At 20.4% G+C, this 17,996-nt stretch carries 17 protein-coding genes and 1 tRNA gene; 12 read left to right on the top strand and 6 right to left on the bottom strand.

All coding sequences use genetic code 11. From position 1 onward, the window contains the following. Positions 1-86 precede the first annotated feature (86 nt). From cgtA to AB4W45_RS01390, 4 genes are all read right to left on the bottom strand, one after another. Entirely contained in the window at positions 87-1,085 is a 999-nt protein-coding gene (gene cgtA / locus AB4W45_RS01405) for an Obg family GTPase CgtA (protein ID WP_367671079.1), read from the bottom strand. A 95-nt stretch (positions 1,086-1,180) separates the two neighbouring features. Then, positions 1,181-1,438 carry a 50S ribosomal protein L27 gene (gene rpmA, locus AB4W45_RS01400; protein WP_367671078.1) on the bottom strand — a complete coding sequence of 86 codons (258 nt, stop codon included), beginning with the start codon at positions 1,436-1,438 and terminating at the stop codon, positions 1,181-1,183. A gap of 2 nt (positions 1,439-1,440) precedes the next feature. After that, positions 1,441-1,764 carry a 50S ribosomal protein L21 gene (gene rplU / locus AB4W45_RS01395; protein ID WP_367671077.1) on the bottom strand — a complete coding sequence of 108 codons (324 nt, stop codon included), beginning with the start codon at positions 1,762-1,764 and terminating at the stop codon, positions 1,441-1,443. A 107-nt stretch (positions 1,765-1,871) separates the two neighbouring features. Continuing rightward, positions 1,872-2,123: a BolA/IbaG family iron-sulfur metabolism protein gene (locus AB4W45_RS01390; protein WP_367671076.1), complete on the bottom strand. Its 252-nt coding sequence runs from the start codon at positions 2,121-2,123 to the stop codon at positions 1,872-1,874. 285 nt (positions 2,124-2,408) lie between these two features. Here AB4W45_RS01390 and greA point away from each other — a divergent pair, with 285 nt between their 5' ends. The 12 genes from greA (at position 2,409) to AB4W45_RS01330 (ending at position 16,388) form a co-directional block, all read left to right on the top strand. After that, entirely contained in the window at positions 2,409-2,888 is a 480-nt protein-coding gene (gene greA, locus AB4W45_RS01385; RefSeq protein WP_367671075.1) for a transcription elongation factor GreA, read from the top strand. Positions 2,889-2,979: 91 nt separating this feature from the next. Then, entirely contained in the window at positions 2,980-3,600 is a 621-nt protein-coding gene (locus AB4W45_RS01380; protein WP_367671074.1) for an RlmE family RNA methyltransferase, read from the top strand. A 65-nt stretch (positions 3,601-3,665) separates the two neighbouring features. Beyond that, positions 3,666-5,474 carry an ATP-dependent zinc metalloprotease FtsH gene (gene ftsH, locus AB4W45_RS01375; protein WP_367671510.1) on the top strand — a complete coding sequence of 603 codons (1,809 nt, stop codon included), beginning with the start codon at positions 3,666-3,668 and terminating at the stop codon, positions 5,472-5,474. Between the two features lie 229 nt (positions 5,475-5,703). Further along, positions 5,704-5,937 (top strand): preprotein translocase subunit SecG, encoded by a 234-nt coding sequence (gene secG, locus AB4W45_RS01370; protein WP_367671073.1) that lies wholly within the window; start codon positions 5,704-5,706, stop codon positions 5,935-5,937. 42 nt (positions 5,938-5,979) lie between these two features. After that, positions 5,980-6,067, top strand: a tRNA-Leu gene (locus tag AB4W45_RS01365). A 232-nt stretch (positions 6,068-6,299) separates the two neighbouring features. Continuing rightward, positions 6,300-7,781: a transcription termination factor NusA gene (nusA, locus tag AB4W45_RS01360; RefSeq protein ID WP_367671072.1), complete on the top strand. Its 1,482-nt coding sequence runs from the start codon at positions 6,300-6,302 to the stop codon at positions 7,779-7,781. A 203-nt stretch (positions 7,782-7,984) separates the two neighbouring features. Further along, entirely contained in the window at positions 7,985-10,141 is a 2,157-nt protein-coding gene (gene infB, locus AB4W45_RS01355; protein ID WP_367671071.1) for a translation initiation factor IF-2, read from the top strand. A gap of 36 nt (positions 10,142-10,177) precedes the next feature. Beyond that, entirely contained in the window at positions 10,178-10,537 is a 360-nt protein-coding gene (gene rbfA / locus AB4W45_RS01350; protein ID WP_367671070.1) for a 30S ribosome-binding factor RbfA, read from the top strand. 29 nt (positions 10,538-10,566) lie between these two features. Next, positions 10,567-11,505 carry a tRNA pseudouridine(55) synthase TruB gene (gene truB, locus AB4W45_RS01345; protein ID WP_367671069.1) on the top strand — a complete coding sequence of 313 codons (939 nt, stop codon included), beginning with the start codon at positions 10,567-10,569 and terminating at the stop codon, positions 11,503-11,505. Between the two features lie 61 nt (positions 11,506-11,566). Further along, complete coding sequence (rpsO, locus tag AB4W45_RS01340) at positions 11,567-11,836, top strand: 30S ribosomal protein S15 (RefSeq protein ID WP_367671068.1); 270 nt, start codon at positions 11,567-11,569, stop codon at positions 11,834-11,836. A 247-nt stretch (positions 11,837-12,083) separates the two neighbouring features. After that, entirely contained in the window at positions 12,084-14,168 is a 2,085-nt protein-coding gene (gene pnp, locus AB4W45_RS01335) for a polyribonucleotide nucleotidyltransferase (protein ID WP_367671067.1), read from the top strand. 432 nt (positions 14,169-14,600) lie between these two features. Next, complete coding sequence (locus AB4W45_RS01330) at positions 14,601-16,388, top strand: DEAD/DEAH box helicase (protein ID WP_367671066.1); 1,788 nt, start codon at positions 14,601-14,603, stop codon at positions 16,386-16,388. 91 nt (positions 16,389-16,479) lie between these two features. Here AB4W45_RS01330 and AB4W45_RS01325 read toward each other — a convergent pair whose 3' ends face one another. Together AB4W45_RS01325 and argF are read right to left on the bottom strand one after the other, a co-directional pair. Next, positions 16,480-16,860: a Rid family detoxifying hydrolase gene (locus AB4W45_RS01325; RefSeq protein ID WP_367671065.1), complete on the bottom strand. Its 381-nt coding sequence runs from the start codon at positions 16,858-16,860 to the stop codon at positions 16,480-16,482. A gap of 91 nt (positions 16,861-16,951) precedes the next feature. Then, positions 16,952-17,956, bottom strand: coding sequence for an ornithine carbamoyltransferase (gene argF / locus AB4W45_RS01320; protein WP_367671064.1), 1,005 nt, complete (start codon positions 17,954-17,956; stop codon positions 16,952-16,954). Positions 17,957-17,996 lie beyond the last annotated feature (40 nt).

The following is a 17,996-nucleotide window of genomic DNA, read 5'->3' as shown; positions in this document are numbered from 1 at the left end:
TTAAATAATCAAAATTTTATGTATTTATAGTTAATTTTTAACTTGTATAAATAAAATATATTTTAAATATATTATAAAAAAAGATATTATACTAATTTACTTAAATCCTTGCATAAATTGTTAATTCCATTTTTTGTAATAGATGATATTACATAATATTTTTTGATATTTTTTACTTTTTTTAAAATTTTTTTTATTTTTATTTTAATTTGATTTTTTTCTATTAAGTCTGATTTATTAAAAACTATCCATCTTTTTTTTTTATATAATGATTTATTATATAATTTTAATTCTTTTGTAATAATTAAGATATTTTTAACAATTTCTTTATATTTATTTAAAGATAAATCAATAATATGTAATAAAATTTTGCATTTTTCTAAATGTTTTAAAAATTTTAATCCTAATCCTGCTCCTTTTGATGCTCCTGAAATTATTCCTGGTATGTCTGCAATTACTATTTTTTTTTTTGATTTTGTAAAAAAAACTCCTAAACTTGGAATTAAAGTAGTAAATAAATAATTTCCAATTTTAGGTTTTGCAGAAGATATACTTTTTATAAAAGTAGATTTTCCTACATTAGGTAAACCTAAAACACCTACATCTGCAAGTAAAGATAGCTCTAATTTAATTGTTTTTTCTTGGCCTTTTTTTCCTAATGATCTTTTTCTTGGGGTTCTGTTTGTAGGTGATTTAAATCGATTATTTCCTAAACCATGCCATCCACCTTTTATTAAAAGGAATAATTCTTTATCATATTTAAATTCTTTAATAATTTCATTATTATAACAATTAATTATTTTTGTTCCAATAGGAACTGATAAAATTTTATCTTTTCCTTTTTTTCCAGATTTTTTTCTATTTTTTCCAGATTCTCCATTTTCTGCTTTTATTATTTTTTGAAACGTATAATCAATTAATGTATTTAAATTTTTATTAGATTGAAACCATATACTTCCTCCATCTCCTCCATCTCCTCCATCTGGTCCTCCTTTAGGAGCATTTTTTTCACGTCTAAAACTTATTATTCCGTCTCCTCCATTTCCAGATTTTATTTTAATAATTGCTTCATCAATAAATTTCATAGAATTATGCTCAAAAATATTTTTTTGTATTCAATATTAAACTTTTTTAAATAGAAGAATACAATTAATTAAAATATGTATTAAAATTATTTGAACTATTTAGGGATAATATTGATAATTTTTTTTTTATTTAAACCTCGTTTTTTAAATTCTACTATTCCATTAATTATAGAAAATATAGTATGATCTTTTCCACATTTTGTATTATTTCCTGGATGAAATTTTGTTCCTCGTTGTTTTATAATTATTGATCCAGATTTTACATATTCTCCTCCAAAACGCTTTATTCCTAATCTTTTAGAATGAGAATCTCTCCCATTTCTTGTAGAACCTCCTGCTTTTTTATGTGCCATTTTTAATATCCTTGTTTAATTTTTATTTGTTTAATTTTTATACTAGTATAATTTTGTCTATGACCTTGTTTTTTTTTATAATGTTTACGACGATTAAATTTTATAATATTAATTTTTTTTTCTCTTCCATGACTAAAAATTTTAGCTTTAATATAAGTGTTTTTTAAAATAGGTGTTCCAAAAAATATTTTCTTTTCTTTTTTTATTAATAAAACATTGTTAAATTTTATTGTTTTTCCAATATTATAATTAATTTTTTCTATTTTTAAAGTTTGACCTATTTTAACTTTGTATTGCTTACCTCCATTTACAAAAACTGCATACATAAAAAAATCTCCGTTTATAAAGAATTATAGTGAGAATATAATTAAAATTTTGTAAAATTTATTATTTTTTACTAATTTTTTAATATTTTTTATAGAAATAAAATTTTTTATTTTATTTTATTATATTTTAATTTTTTCCATTCTTTTAATGAATATGCTTTAATTGAAATTGCATGTATTTTTTTTTCTGTAATATATTTTAATAATGGTGAATATATTTTTTTTTGTTTTTGAATTTCATTCATTCCTAAAAATATTTTACCTACTGCTACTATTTTATAATAATTATTTTCTTTATTTACTTTAATGTAAAATAAATCTAATTTTTTTTTTAAAATTTTTTTAATTTTTTTTTTCATATTTTTTTTAATTTCAAAATTTAAAATTTATTTAAAATTGTTCAAATTATTTTTTTAAGAATTATTAATAATAATAATTTATTTTTTATATTTAATATAATTAATTTCATTAATATATCATGTATTATAATAAATTTATTATTTTTATTTATAAATTGATTTATAATGTTATAAATATTTTAATTTAATATAATTTGTTAATATTTTTTATTTTTAAAAAAATTATTAAATTTAAGTATTTTTTAAAAAACATTATCATTATTTATAAAAAATTAAGGTTTTGATGTGAATAATAAAATTCCAATGACTAAAAAAGGTAAAAAGAAGCTTCAAAAAGAATTAAATAATTTAAAGAATATTATTAGACCGCGTATTATTGCTTCTATTTCTGAAGCACGAGCTCATGGGGATTTAAAAGAAAACGCTGAATATCATGCAGCTAAAGAAGAACAAAGTTTTTGTGAAAGAAAAATACAAGAATTTGAATTTAAATTATCTAATTCTTATGTTGTAGATATAAAAAAAATGTCTATTCATAAAAAAATATTTTTTGGAGCTACAGTAAAAATTTTAAATATTAAATTAAATAAAATTTATACTTATCAAATTGTTGGAGATGATGAATCAGATTTTAAAAAAAATTTAATTTCTATTAATTCTCCAATGGCTAAGGGATTAATGAAAAAGAAAGTTAATGAAATAGCAAGAATTAAAACTCCTGTTGGTGCTGTTTCATATAAAATACTAAAAATAGTATATATATAATTTTTTATAAAAAATATTGATAAAAAATAAGTATTTTTTAGATATATTTTTTAAAAAAAATATTTTATAAATTCTTTTTTTAAAAAAAAATATGAAAAAAAAATCTAGTTCTAAATTATGGTTAAGAAATCATTTTCGAGATTTATATGTTAAAGAAGCGCATAAAAAAAATATACGTTCTCGTGCTTGGTTTAAAATAAAACAAATACATAAAAAATTTCATGTTTTTAAATTAGGAAATATAGTAGTAGATATAGGTTGTTTTCCAGGAAGTTGGTCTCAATATGCTATTAAACAAATTGGTTTGAAAGGAAAAATAGTATCATGTGATATTAAATATATGAAACCAATTTCAAAAGTTAAATTTATACAGGGAGATGTAAAAAATAATAAAACTATTTCATTAATTTTAAATTTTTTAAAAAATAAAAAAGTAAATGTAGTAATGTCTGATTTATCTCCAAAAACTACAGGATATCCTTTAATTGATGTTCATGAATCTATATGTTTAAGTAAAATTGTTTTTAATTTATCTATAAAAATTTTATCTAAAAATGGATTTTTTATTACTAAAGTGTTTCAAGGTGATGGGTTTGATTTATATATTAAATGTATTAAAAAGATTTTTTTTAAAGTACAAATTTATAAACCACATGCTTCTAAATTAAAATCTCGAGAAATTTTTATTATAGCAAAAAATATAAAAAAATAATTTATAGGTAACATTTTATTTTAGTCGATTGTTTAATTTAAATGAGGGTTTATCTTTTGAGAAGAATGGTGAAAAGAATAATACTTTGGTCAATTTTTATAATTGTTTTTATGTCTTTATTGCAAAATTTTTGTTCAAGTAATTTCAATCGTTATAAAATTGATTATTCAACTTTTTTATTGGAAGTAAATCAAAATAAAATACGTTCAGTAGTAATTGATGGACCAGAAATTAATATTGTTAAAAAAGATAATAGTCAATGTTTTACTTATCTTCCAATGCATGATTCAAAATTATTAAATCATCTTTTATTAAAAAATGTTAAAATTCAAGGAAAAAGTCCTGAAGAAATTAGTTTTTTATGGTCTATTTTTATATCTTGGTCTCCAATAATAATGTTAATTTTTACATGGATTTTTTTTATTAGACAATTTCAAATGGGAGGAGGAAAAGGAGCTCTTTCTTTTGGGAAAAGTAAAGCTAGAATTTTTAAAAAAAATGAAATTAAAACTACTTTTTTAGATGTTGCAGGATGTGATGAAGCGAAAGAAGATGTAAAGGAATTAGTTGATTATTTAAAAGAACCAAAAAAATTTCAAAAATTGGGAGGAACAGTTCCTAAAGGTTTATTAATGATTGGACAACCAGGAACTGGAAAAACTCTTTTAGCAAAAGCTATAGCTGGAGAAGCTAACGTTCCATTTTTTATTATTTCAGGATCAGATTTTGTTGAAATGTTTGTAGGAGTAGGTGCATCTAGAGTTAGAGATATGTTTGAAAGTGCGCGAAAATTAGCTCCTTGTATAATTTTTATTGATGAAATTGATGCTGTTGGAAGAAAAAGAGGTACTGGTTTAGGAGGTGGAAATGATGAAAGAGAACAAACTCTTAATCAAATATTAGTAGAAATGGATGGTTTTGATAAGAATGAAGGAGTTATTTTAATTGCTGCAACTAATCGTCCAGATGTTTTAGATTCTGCTTTACTTCGTCCTGGAAGATTTGATCGTCAAGTATTTGTTCCTTTACCAGATATTAAAGGAAGAGCTCAAATATTAAAAGTTCATTCAAAAAAAATTATTTTATCAGATGATTTTGATCCTATGATTATTGCTCGTGGAACTCCAGGTTTTTCTGGAGCAGATCTGTTTAATTTAGTTAATGAATCTGCTTTATTCGCTGCTCGAAATAATAATTCTTCAGTTTCTATGAAAGATTTTGAAAAAGCTAAAGATAAGATTATGATGGGTTCTGAAAGAAAAACTATGATGATTACAAATAAACAAAAAGAATATACTGCATATCATGAAGCAGGGCATGCTATTGTTGGAAAACTTGTTCCTGAGCATGATCCAGTACATAAAGTAACAATTATTCCTAGAGGAAATGCGTTAGGTTTAACTTTTTTTTTACCTAAGAAAGATCATTTAAGTATTAATAAGAGAAAAATAGAAGGCCAAATTTCTACATTATATGGAGGTAGAATAGCAGAAGAAATAATTTACGGAGAGGATTATATTTCTACAGGAGCTTCTAATGATATAAAAATTGCAACTAATTTAGCAAAAAATATGGTAGTTAAGTGGGGATTTTCAAAAAAATTAGGACCTTTATTATATACTGAAGAAGAAGAAGAATTTTTTTTAGGAAAAACAGTTTCAAAAAATAACAATTTTTCAAGTTATACTAAAAAAATTATTGATCAGGAAATAAAAAAAATTATTGATATAAATTATGCAAGAGCAAAAAAAATTTTAGAAAAAAATATAGATATTTTACATTCTATGAAAGATGCATTAATTAAATATGAAACAATTGATAGTAATAAAATTAATTCTTTAATGAATAGAACATTTGAAATTTTAGATAAATAATTTTTAAAAAAATAAATAAAATTTTTTTTATATTTTCTTTTTTTTAATATTTTACAAGAGTATTATAAGAATTTTTATATTAAAAAATTTTTTGTTTGTGTTATTTTAAATTTTTATATATAAACAATAATTTTTAAAAAGAATATTTTTATTAAAAATTTTTTAAATAAAATTCTGTTTAATATTTTATTTTTATATTAAAAATAATATAAAAGATAGGAATAATAAAATGAGAACATTTTTTTTATTAATATATTTATGTATTTCTTTAATGTTAATTTTTTTAATTTTATTAAAAAAAAGTCAAGGTTCTACTAATGTTAGTGTAACAAATATTAATAAAAATTTGTTTAATATTTCTACTCAAAGCGAATTTTTAAATCGATTAACTATTATATGTGCTTGTTTTTTTTTATTATTAAGTATATTACAATGTAATATTAATAATTATATTTTAAAATAAATTAATATAAATTTTAATTTTTTGTATTTTTTTAAAAAAATTACCGAGATGGTGAAAATGGTATACACGCTACTTTGAGGTGGTAGTACTTATGAATTTAAGTATACGGGTTCGAATCCCGTTCTCGGTATTTTGAATTTATTTTAATTTAAAAATTTATTTTTTAAAATAAGTTGTTATATAAATTTTATTAATAAAAAATAAAATATAATTTTTTATATTTTTTAATAAAAAACCCCGTTTATTCGGGGTTTTTTATTAAATTAGTAAATTTTATTTTATTTTTTTTAAATTATATTTTTAGTAGTTATATTAATTTTTTATATATAAAATTATAAAAAATATTTTACAGGAATTTAAATATGAAAAAAGATATATTAACAGTTATAGAATCTGTTTCGAATGAAAAATCCATTCCAAAAGAAATAATTTTTAAAGCTTTAGAGCAAGCATTATCAAGCGCTACTAAAAAAAAAATCAAGAAAGATATTTATGTAAAAGTTATTATTAATCCACAAAGTGGTGTATTTCAAACTTATCGTAGATGGTTAGTTGTAAAAGAAGTTTTGAATCCAACAAAAGAAATTACTTTATCTGCTGCTCAATATGAAGATAAAAATATAAAGTTAAACGATTATATCGAAGAAAAAATAAAATCTGTTAAATTTGATAGAATTACTACTCAAACTGCAAAACAAGTTATTATACAAAAAGTTAGAGAAGCTGAAAAAGAGATTATAGTAAACAATTTTAAAAAAAAACAAGGAGAAATACAAACTGGAATTGTTAAAAAAATAAATAGAGATTTTATTATTTTAGATTTAGGAAATAATGCAGAAGGTTTATTATTAAAAAAAGAAATGCTTCCTCGAGAAAATTTTAGAATAGGAGATCGTGTTAAAAGCATATTATATTGTGTAAAATTTGAAAAAAATAATTCTCAATTACTTTTAAGTCGCTCTAGATCAGAAATGTTAACTGAATTATTAAAAATTGAAGTACCTGAAATTGGTGAAGGTATTATTGAAATTAAAGAAATTGCTAGAGATCCTGGTTCTCGTTCAAAAATTGCAGTAAAAACTCATGATGAAAAAATTGATCCGGTAGGAGCATGTGTTGGAATGAGAGGTGCTAGAGTACAAGCAGTTTCGAATGAATTATTTGGTGAAAGAATTGATATTGTTTTATGGAATAAAAATCTTGAGAAATTTGTTATAAATTCTATGGCTCCAGCAGAAGTTTTAAAAATTATTGTAAATAAAAAAAAAAAATTTATAGATATTACTGTAGATTATAAAAATCTTGCTCAAGCTATTGGAAGAAATGGACAAAATGTAAAATTAGCTTCTATTTTAAGCAAATGGGAACTAAATGTAATGACAGAAGAAGAATTAAAAAATAAAAATAAAAAAATAAAAGAATTTGCTTATAAATTATTTAAAGAAAATTTTAAAATTAATAAAAAAGTTTTTAAAATGTTATTTAAAAAAAATATTACTTCTATTAAAGAATTATTTCTTTTATCAGATAAAAAACTTTTAAAAATATTAAATTTTAATGAAGTTTTATTTAAAAAAATTAAAAAAAATATTAAAAAATCACGATCTATGTTTTTATTAAACAAAAAAAAATCTAAGATAAGTTCAATTTTAAATGAAGAATTATTGAATTTAAATAGAATGAATGATTTCATTGCACTAGAATTATTTAAAAAAAAAATTTTTACTTTAGAAGATTTATCTAATCAAAGCATTGATGATTTAATAGATATTAAAGAATTAGACGAAAAAACTGCAGGAAAATTAATTATGTCTGCTAGAAATATATGTTGGTTTAAAAAATAAATATTTTTTTTTAATTAGTTTATATAATTTTTGTTTGGAAATAAAAAAAAATACATGTAAAATAAATATAATTATATAGTATAAAAATAAATAGTTATTGTGATTTAATAAAAATTATTTGTTATTTTAAATAATTAAATTTTTTAAAAAATATTATTTAAAAAAATATACTTTTCATACTTGAAACAAAAATAAGAGAAAAAATGAGAAAAAATGATTTTTTAAGAGAAAAAAAATTATATAGTAATAAAAAGAAAATAAAAAAAGATACATCTTTTTCTAAAAAAAGCTCTATTTTAAAAAATACTTTAGAAAATAAAAAAAAATTATTAAAACAAAAATTTGGAAAAAATAAATTTTTACAAAAAAAAAATAAAATTACTCAAGATAAAAATAAAAATTTAAATTTTAAAAAAACAGATTTAAAAAAAATAAATATACAAAAAAAATTTTTAAAAAATAAAAAATTTAAAAATTCAAAAAAAAATATTCAAAAAAAAAATAATAAATTTTCTCAACTAAAAAAAAGAAATAAAAATACAAAAAATTTTCGTCAAATAAAAAATAATTTTTTGAAGCAAAGTTTTAATAAACCAAAAGTTATTGTTAAAAAATTAATAACAATTTTTGATGAAGTAACAGTTTTTGAATTATCTAACAAAATGGGTATAAAAAGCGAAAAAGTAATTAAAAAAATGTTAAATTCAGGAATGTCTTTATCTAAATATCAAGTATTAGATTCAGATTTAGCTCAATTAGTTTCTGAAGAAATGGGTTTTAAGATATGTTTGATTCGTAAAAATGAATTAGAAAAAAATATTATGAAAAATAGAGATACAAAATTAAAAAAACATTTTTTAAGACCTCCTATTGTTGCCATTATGGGACATGTAGATCATGGAAAAACATCTCTTTTGGACTGTATTAGAAAAACTTCTGTAGCTTCTAAAGAAGAAGGAGGTATTACTCAAAGTTTAGGTGCGTATTATGTTAATATAAATGAAAAAAAAATTACTTTTCTTGATACTCCAGGACATTCAGCTTTTATTTCTATGAGAGAACGAGGTGCTCAAATAACTGATATTGTAGTTTTAATAATAGCTGCAGATGATGGAGTTATGCCTCAAACAATAGAAGCTATTAAACATGCTCAATTAGTTAAAGCTCCAATAATTGTAGCTATAAATAAAATTGATAAAAATAATATTAATATTAATAAAATTAAAGATGAATTAATGAAATATAATATTTTATCTGAAGAATTTGGAGGAGAAAATATTTTTGTTAATATTTCGGTTAAATTAAAAAAAGGAATACATGATCTATTAAAAAATATATTTCTTCAATCAGAAATTTTAGATTTATCTGTATCTTATGAAGGAATGGCTACTGGAGTAGTTTTAGAATCTTATTTAGATAAAGGAAAAGGTCCAGTTTCGAATATAATAATTAAAAAAGGGAAGTTAAAAAAAGGTGATATTGTTATATGTGGATTAGAATATGGAAAAATAAAATCTATTACAGATGAAAAAAAACATAATTTAATGCATGTAACTCCATCTATTCCAGTTGAAATTTTAGGATTATCAGGTTTACCTATATCTGGAGATATTTTAACAGTTGTTAAATATGAAAAACAAGCTCGAGCAGTATCTTTATATAGAAAAGAAAAACATAAAAGAAAAGATGTTTCTAAAAATAAAAAAATAAATTTAGATAATTTATTTAAAGAAATTAATAAAAAAAATATTACATCATTAAATATTATATTAAAATCAAATTCTAAAGGATCATTAGAAGCGATATCTTTTGCTATTAGAAAATTATCTCATAAAGAAGTAAATTTAAATATTTTAAGTTTAGGGGTAGGAAGAATTAATGAAACAGATGCATCATTAGCTAATTCTTCTAATGCTATTATTATTGGTTTTAATGTAAGAGCAGATATTTCTGCAAAAAAAATTATTGAAAAAGAAAACATAGATTTGAGGTATTATTCTGTTATTTATTCTTTAATAAAAGATATTGAATCATCTATTTATGGAATGTTATCTCCAAAATATAAACAAAAAATAATTGGTTTAGTTTCAGTAAGAAGTATTTTTAAATCTCCAAAATTTGGGTTTATTGCAGGATGTATGGTTACTGAGGGAGTTATTAAAAGAAATAGTCCAATTAAAGTTTTAAGAAATGATATTGTTGTTTATGAAGGAATTTTAGAGTCAATTAGACGTTTTAAAGAAGACGTCAAAAAAGTAAGAAGTGGAATTGAGTGTGGTATTGGTATAAAGAACTATAATGACATTCGTGTTAATGATATAATAGAAGTTTATAAAATTATTGAAATGAAACGAATATAATTATTTTTAAAATAAATTAAAATAATAAATTTTATTTTGGAAAAAATAGTGTACAAGAATATTCATAGATTAGTAAGAATTTCTAAAGAAATTAAAAAAGAGATTTCTTATATTATTCAAAAATCAATTAATGATCCAAGATTTAATAAATTATCTACTATTTTAGATGTAACAATTTCTAAAGATTATTCTTATGCTAAAGTTTATATTTGCTATATTAAAAAAAAAAAATTTTCTAAATATTCGTCTTTAGAAGTTTTAAATCATGCTTCTTCTTATATAAGATTTTTGTTAGGAAAGCGATTGAATCTTAGAACTGTTCCAAAATTAATTTTTCTTTATGATTTTTCTTTTTTAGAAGGTAAAAAAATATCTAATTTATTAAAAAATTTATAATAATTAAAAATTTTTAATGAGGTTTATGAATGTTTTTTACTAAAGTAAGAAATATTCACGGGATTCTTTTATTAGATAAACCAGTTGGAATTTCTTCAAATAAAGCTTTGCAAATAACAAAAAAAATATTTTCATCTACTAAAGCAGGACATACTGGATCTTTAGATCCATTAGCTACTGGTGTTTTACCAATATGTTTTGGAGAAGCCACAAAATTTTCTCAATATTTACTAAAATCTAATAAAAAATATAGAGTTATTGCTAAATTAGGAGAACAAACATCTACTGCAGATTCTTATGGAGAAATAATAAATTCTGTTAATGTAAAAAAAATTAGTATTAATGAATATGAAAAAGTATTAGATAAATTTAGAGGAAATATTTCTCAAATTCCTCCAATTTATTCTGCAATAAAATATAAAGGAATACCATTGTATAAATATGCAAGAAAAGGAATTCAGGTTCCTATAAAAAGAAGATTTGTTAGTATATATAAATTAACTAGTTTATATAGATATAAAAATCTTATTGAATTAAAAATTTTTTGTTCATCTGGAACTTATATTCGTTCTATTATTGATGATTTAGGAAAATTTTTAAAATGTGGAGCTCATGTAATTTTTTTAAGACGAACAAAAGTTTCTTCATATTCAATTTTATCGTCAATAACTTTAGATGAATTATTTTTTTTAAAACAAAAGTATAAAAAAAAAAATTTTCAATATTTTTTAAAAAAGATTAAAAAATTTTTTATTCCTATTTATTCTTTAGTATCTCATTTTCCTAAAATATATTTATCTGAAAAAGATATTTTTTATCTTCGAAATGGTCGATCAATAAAGCTTACTACTAAATTAAATACTTGTATAATTAGTATCATGAATACAAAAAATAAATTTATTGGTTTAGGAAAATTAAATAACAAAAAATATTTAATTTCTTATAAATTAATAAATTATAATTTGTAAAAAAATTATTTCTTTATATCAGATATAAATTAATCTAAATTATTAACTCATAGGGTTTTTTATGATTTTAAATATTTCAAATATGCAAAAAATAATTTCTAAATATGGTATGAACAATAAAGATAGTGGAAAATCTGAAGTTCAAATTGCTATTTTAACAAATAAAATAAATGATTTACAAAAACATTTTTATATACATAAAAAAGATTTTTCTAGTCGTCGAGGTTTATTAAGTATGGTTTCAAAACGTAGAAAATTATTAGATTATATAAAAAAAAAATCTATTTTAAAATATAATTTTATAATAAAGAATTTAAAAATTCGTAGGTAGAGTTAATTAAAATAGAAAAATAGAAAAAAAAAAAAAAAAAAAAAATAAAAATATAAAAAAATAAAAATAAAATTTAAAAATAATTTTTTTTGAATAATTCTTTAAAGATATTTTTTAAAAATATTTAAAGAGAAAAGAGGGCTATAGCCCTTTTTTTTATTAAAATAAATTTTATTATTTTTTTATATTTATTATTTATGTTTATAAATATACAATTTTTTGATTTATTATCTTAAGGATATTTATTTTGCTTAATCCGCTTATATTTAAATTTAAATATGGTCGTCATACAGTTATTTTAGAAACTGGGTTAATTGCTAGACAGGCAACATCTGCAATAATGGTTAGTATAGAGGATACAACAGTTCTTGTAACTGTAGTTGGTCAAAAAAATTCTCAGATTGAAAAAAGTTTTTTACCTTTAACTGTAAATTATCAAGAAAGAACTTATGCTGCTGGTAGAATACCGGGTGGTTTTTTTAGAAGAGAAGGCAGACCTAGTGAAAACGAAATTTTAATTGGTCGATTAATAGATCGTCCAATTAGACCACTATTTCCAAAAGATTTTTCTAATGAGGTACAAGTAATTGCTACAGTTGTTTCATTAAATCCAAAAATTAATCCTGATATTGTATCTATGATTGGAGTATCTGCGGCATTATATATTTCAGGAATACCTATTAAAGACATGGTTGGAGCAGCTCGAGTTGGCTATATTAATAATAAATATTATTTAAATCCTACAACTGATGAAATGAAATTTAGCACGTTAGATTTAATAGTTTCTGGAACAGATAAACATATTTTAATGATTGAATCAGAATCTAATCAATTAAATAAAAATATAATTTTTAATGCAATTTTATATGGTTTTAAAAAACAAAAAAAATTGATAAAAAATATGAAAAATTTGTTATCTTCTATTAAAAAGAAATCTTGGAATTTTAATTCTTCTTATTTAAATAAAGAAATTTATAAAAAAATTTCTAAAATTTCAAAAAATTCTATTAAAGATATATATCTTATTTCTAATAAAAAAAAACGAATTAAAAAGTTAAAAATATATAAAGATTATATTATTAATAATTTATTATTTGAAAATCCAGATTTAAATATTATAGAAATAAATAAAATTTTTTTTGAAATTGAAAAAAAAATTGTTCGAAAAAATATTTTAAAAAATAATTATCGAATAGATGGAAGAAATAAAGATACTATTCGTAAAATAGATATAAAAACTAGTTTATTAAAACGTACTCATGGTTCTGCTTTGTTTACAAGAGGAGAAACTCAATCTTTAGTTTCAGTTACTTTAGGAACTTCTAGAGATGCTCAAAATTTAGATGAATTGTTAGGTGATAAAACAGATAGTTTTTTATTTCATTATAATTTTCCACCTTATTCTGTTGGAGAAATAGGTATGATTAACTCTCCTAAAAGAAGAGAAGTAGGTCATGGAAGATTAGCTAAAAAAAGTATTTTATCTGTAATTCCATCTATTAATATTTTTCCTTATACTATTCGTATAGTATCAGAAATTACTGAATCTAATGGTTCTTCATCAATGGCATCTGTTTGTGGAGCTTCTTTAGCTTTAATGGATGCAGGAGTTCCTATTAAAGAACCTATTGCTGGAATTGCAATGGGGTTAATAAAAGAAAAAAAAAAATATGTAATTCTTACAGATATTTTAGGAGATGAAGATTATTTTGGAGATATGGATTTTAAAGTAGCAGGAAGCAAAATAGGAATAACTTCATTACAAATGGATATGAAAATTGAAGGTATTACTAATGATATTATTAAATGTTCTTTGAAAAAAGCTAAAATTGCTATAAAAAAAATTTTAAAAATTATGTCTGAAACAATTAATGTTCCAAATAAAGAAATTTCAAAATTTGCTCCTCGAGTGCATATTATAAAAATTAATCCAGAAAAAATAAAAGATGTTATAGGAAAAGGAGGTTCAGTCATTAGAATGTTAACAGAAGAAACAGGAACAACTATTGAAATTGAAGATAATGGAACAGTTAAAATTTCAGCTATTATGGAAAAAAAAGCACTTAATGCAATAGAAAGAATTAAAGAAATTACAGCAGAAATAGAAATTGGAAAAATTTATACTGGAAAAGTTACTAGAATAGTTGATTTTGGAGCTTTTGTTTCAATAGGAGCAGGAAAAGAAGGTTTAGTTCATATTTCTCAAATTTCAAATAAACATATAGAAAAAGTTTCTGATTATCTTTCATTGGATCAATTAGTAACTGTTAAAGTATTAGATATGGATAGACAAAACAGATTAAGATTAAGTATGAAAGAAATTACAAAATAATTTTTTTGAAATATTAATTTTAAAATATTTATTAAAAAATAGAATTTGAAAATTCTATTTTTTATGATAATCTTTATTTTATATTATTTTATTTTTTTAATTTTAAATAAATTAAAATTTTATTTTTTAATATTAGAAATATATTTTTTATAAATTTTATATAAACAAAATAATAATTTATTTTAAATTTTATATTAAATTTTTTATTTTTTTAAAATAAAATTTTAAATTATTTAAAATATATTAATTTTAAAAATTATTATTTTTTTATAAAAAAATAATTTAAAAATTTTAGTAAATATTTTTTTAAATATAAAATATTATACAATATCTTTTAAGCCAGTTGACACTTTCGAATGAATATAATAAAAATATTTATTATTAATTATGTAGACTGGCCTCTTCGTTCATTAAATGAGGTGCATGTTTTACATGATTTTGATAAAAAATAATTTTTCGACTTTTGGATTAAATAATTCAATTTTAAAAGTTTTAGATGAAATAGGTTATAAAAAACCTTCTCCTATTCAAGAACAATGTATTCCACATTTATTAAATAAACATGATATTTTAGGAATGGCTCAAACTGGAAGCGGAAAAACTGCAGCTTTTTCTTTACCTTTATTAAATAATATCAAAGTAGAATTAAGATTTCCTCAAATTTTAGTTTTAACTCCTACTAGAGAATTAGCAATTCAAGTTTCTGAGGCTTTTTCTTTATTTGCAAAATATCTTCCAAGAATTCATGTTTTACCTTTATATGGCGGGCAAAGATATGAGTTGCAATTATCTTCTTTAAGACGAGGCCCTCATATTATTGTTGGAACTCCTGGGAGATTATTAGATCACTTAAAAAGAAAAACGTTGAATTTATCTAAATTAAATACTTTAGTTTTAGATGAAGCAGATGAAATGTTACGGATGGGATTTATTGAAGATGTAGAAAATATTTTATCTCAAATTCCAAAATTTAGACAAACAGCTTTATTTTCAGCTACTATGCCAGAAGCTATTAGACGAATTTCAAAAAGATTTATGAAAAATCCAAAAGAAATTCGTATACAATCTAGTATAACTAATCGACCAGATATTCATCAAACTTATTGGTTAGTATATGGAAAAAAAACTGATGGATTAATTAGATTTTTAGAAACAGAAGATTTTTCAGCTACTATAATTTTTGTTCGTACAAAAAATTCTACAGTAGAAATTTCAGAAATATTAGAAAAAAATGGATATAATTGTTCAGCGTTAAATGGAGACATGAATCAATCATTACGTGAAAAAACTTTAGATAGATTAAAAAATGGAAAATTAGATATATTAATTGCTACTGATGTTGCTGCCAGAGGATTAGATGTAGATCGTATTAGTTTTGTTATTAATTATGATGCTCCTATGGATGCTGAATCATATGTACATAGAATTGGTCGAACTGGTCGAGCAGGTAGAAAAGGAAAAGCTTTAATGTTTGTAGAATATAGAGAAATAAGATTATTAAGAAATATTGAAAGAATGATTAGACAATCTATTAAAGAAGTATATTTACCAAATTCAGAATTATTAAGTAAAAGTCGTTTAGAAAATTTTTCAAAAAAAATTAAAAAAGAATTAAAAAGTACTGATTTAAAAGAATACTTAATTTTGTTAGAAAAAATTAATTTAGAAAATCCTGTAAGTATTGAAAAATTAGCAGCTGCTCTTTTAAAAATGGCTCAAGGAGAACGAGTTTTAATTGTAAAAAAAGATAAAATTATTAAAAATGCTCGAAGAAATTGGACAAAGCCAATTGTTAGAAGACAATTTGAAAATAAAAATTATAGAACATCTAAATATTTTAAAAAAAATAATAATATGGATGTTTACAAAATAGAATTAGGAAAAAATGATAAAATTGAAGTAAGACATATTGTTGGAGCTATAGCTAATGAAGGAAATCTTAATAATAAAGATATTGGAAATATAAAAATTTTTTCTTCTTATTCTACAATAGAATTACCAAAAAAAATAATTCAAAAGAAAAATTTTGAAAATTTAAAAAAAATAAAAATTTTTAATAAATTTATTAATTTAAAATTATTTAATAATTTTAAATTTTTAAATCGTTCTAAGTTTATTAAAAATCGTTCAAAAAATATATTTCTAAAAAAGAATTTATCTAAAATTTCTAAAAAAAAAATATATTTAAAAAATTCGCGTTTAAAAAAACGTTTAATATAAATTTGAAATTAAAAAATAAATAATAAAATTATTTTTTAAAAAAGATTTAAAGAGCGCACTTTAATATAAAGTCAGTGCTCTCTTTAATAATTTATTTTTTATAAGCTATAGCTTCAATTTCAATTTGAACATTTTTTGGTAATTTTGATACTTCTACGCAAGATCGTGCTGGAAAAATTGATATTTTTTTTTTAAAAAATGTTTCATAAGCGAAATTAATAGTTTTTATTTTATTTAAATTTGTTGTAAATATAGTTGTTTTAACTATATTTTTTAATTTAAAATTAGTTTTTTTAATTATTTCGTATATATTTTTTAAAACAAGAAATGTTTGATCGTACATTTTTTTTGGAATTTTGTTAGAAATTGAATCAATTGGAATTTGACCAGAAATCATTAATAAATTTTTTGTTTGTATTGCTTGAGAATAAGGCCCAATAGGATTAGGTGATTTTTTTGTATAAATTTTCATAAAATTTTTTATTTTTATTGAGATATGTTATATATTTTTAATGTTTAATAAAATTGTTTATAAAAATATTTTTAAAATATTATAAAAATATTTATAAAGAAATATTTTTTATTAAACTGTTCATTATTAATGATTTAACTACATGCACTCTATTTGATGATTGTTGAAATATAATTTTTTTATTTGCATTAAATACATCTTCTGTAATTTCTACTCCGTTTTTTAGATTAAATTGTTTCATGATTTTTTTTCCAAATACGGTTTTTGTATTATGCAAAGCTGGTAAACAATGAAATACTTTTATAAAAGGATTATTTGAGAGTTTTAAAATTTTTTTATTAACTTGATAATTTTTTAATTTATTAATTTTTTCTTTTTGTTTTTTTAGTTTTTCTCCCATAGAAATCCAAACATCTGTATATATTATATCAGTTTTATATATTCCTTTTTCTATATCATCTGTTAAAAAAATATTATTTTTTATATTAATATATTTATTTAAAAATTTTTTATTTGGAAAATATTCTTTAGGAGATATTAGAGATAATTTAAATTTAAATAAATTTGAAGCTTCAACAAGTGAGTTAGAAATATTATTTGAAGAATCTCCAATGTATGATATTTTTATTTTATTTATTTTTTTTTTAGGAAAAATTTCTTTAATAGTTAATAAATCAGATAAAATTTGAGTTGGATGAAATTTATTAGTTAATCCATTCCATACTGGAATTTTAGAATATTTAGCTAGTTTTTTTATATTTTTATGTTGATGACCTCTATATAATATTCCATCATATATTTTTCCTAAAGTTTCTGCTGTATCTTCAATAGATTCTTTATATCCTAAATGAGTATCTCCTGGACCTAAATATGTAGTTTTTGCTCCTTGATCAAAAGATGCAATTTCAAAAGAACATCTTGTGCGTGTAGATTCTTTTTCAAAAATAAGAGCAATATTTTTATTTTTTAAGTATTTTTTTTCTTTTTTAATTAATTTTTTTAATTTTATTGTTTTAGAAAATTTTAATAAAAATAAAATATCTTTTTTTTTAAAATCATTTAATTTTAAAAAATTTCGTAAATAAAATGGATTCATATATTTCCTATAAAATAAATATAATTGAATAAATTTGTTT

The organism is Buchnera aphidicola (Periphyllus testudinaceus), from assembly GCF_964059035.1.
GTDB classification, from domain to species: domain Bacteria; phylum Pseudomonadota; class Gammaproteobacteria; order Enterobacterales; family Enterobacteriaceae; genus Buchnera_J; species Buchnera_J aphidicola_BN.
Note: the sequence above shows the minus strand (reverse complement) of the source record. Positions and strands in the feature narration are given on the sequence as shown.

What these genes read in the sequence shown, in the direction of transcription:
- rpmA (WP_367671078.1), bottom strand. Translation starts at nt 1,438, where the DNA reads ATGGCACATAAAAAAGCAGGAGGTTCTACAAGAAATGGGAGAGATTCT.
- AB4W45_RS01330 (WP_367671066.1), top strand. Translation starts at nt 14,601, where the DNA reads ATGATTTTGATAAAAAATAATTTTTCGACTTTTGGATTAAATAATTCA.
- rpsO (WP_367671068.1), top strand. Translation starts at nt 11,567, where the DNA reads ATGATTTTAAATATTTCAAATATGCAAAAAATAATTTCTAAATATGGT.
- ftsH (WP_367671510.1), top strand. Translation starts at nt 3,666, where the DNA reads ATGGTGAAAAGAATAATACTTTGGTCAATTTTTATAATTGTTTTTATG.
- infB (WP_367671071.1), top strand. Translation starts at nt 7,985, where the DNA reads ATGAGAAAAAATGATTTTTTAAGAGAAAAAAAATTATATAGTAATAAA.
- AB4W45_RS01380 (WP_367671074.1), top strand. Translation starts at nt 2,980, where the DNA reads ATGAAAAAAAAATCTAGTTCTAAATTATGGTTAAGAAATCATTTTCGA.
- secG (WP_367671073.1), top strand. Translation starts at nt 5,704, where the DNA reads ATGAGAACATTTTTTTTATTAATATATTTATGTATTTCTTTAATGTTA.
- AB4W45_RS01325 (WP_367671065.1), bottom strand. Translation starts at nt 16,860, where the DNA reads ATGAAAATTTATACAAAAAAATCACCTAATCCTATTGGGCCTTATTCT.
- nusA (WP_367671072.1), top strand. Translation starts at nt 6,300, where the DNA reads ATGAAAAAAGATATATTAACAGTTATAGAATCTGTTTCGAATGAAAAA.
- rplU (WP_367671077.1), bottom strand. Translation starts at nt 1,764, where the DNA reads ATGTATGCAGTTTTTGTAAATGGAGGTAAGCAATACAAAGTTAAAATA.
- AB4W45_RS01390 (WP_367671076.1), bottom strand. Translation starts at nt 2,123, where the DNA reads ATGAAAAAAAAAATTAAAAAAATTTTAAAAAAAAAATTAGATTTATTT.
- truB (WP_367671069.1), top strand. Translation starts at nt 10,567, where the DNA reads ATGTTTTTTACTAAAGTAAGAAATATTCACGGGATTCTTTTATTAGAT.
- cgtA (WP_367671079.1), bottom strand. Translation starts at nt 1,085, where the DNA reads ATGAAATTTATTGATGAAGCAATTATTAAAATAAAATCTGGAAATGGA.
- argF (WP_367671064.1), bottom strand. Translation starts at nt 17,956, where the DNA reads ATGAATCCATTTTATTTACGAAATTTTTTAAAATTAAATGATTTTAAA.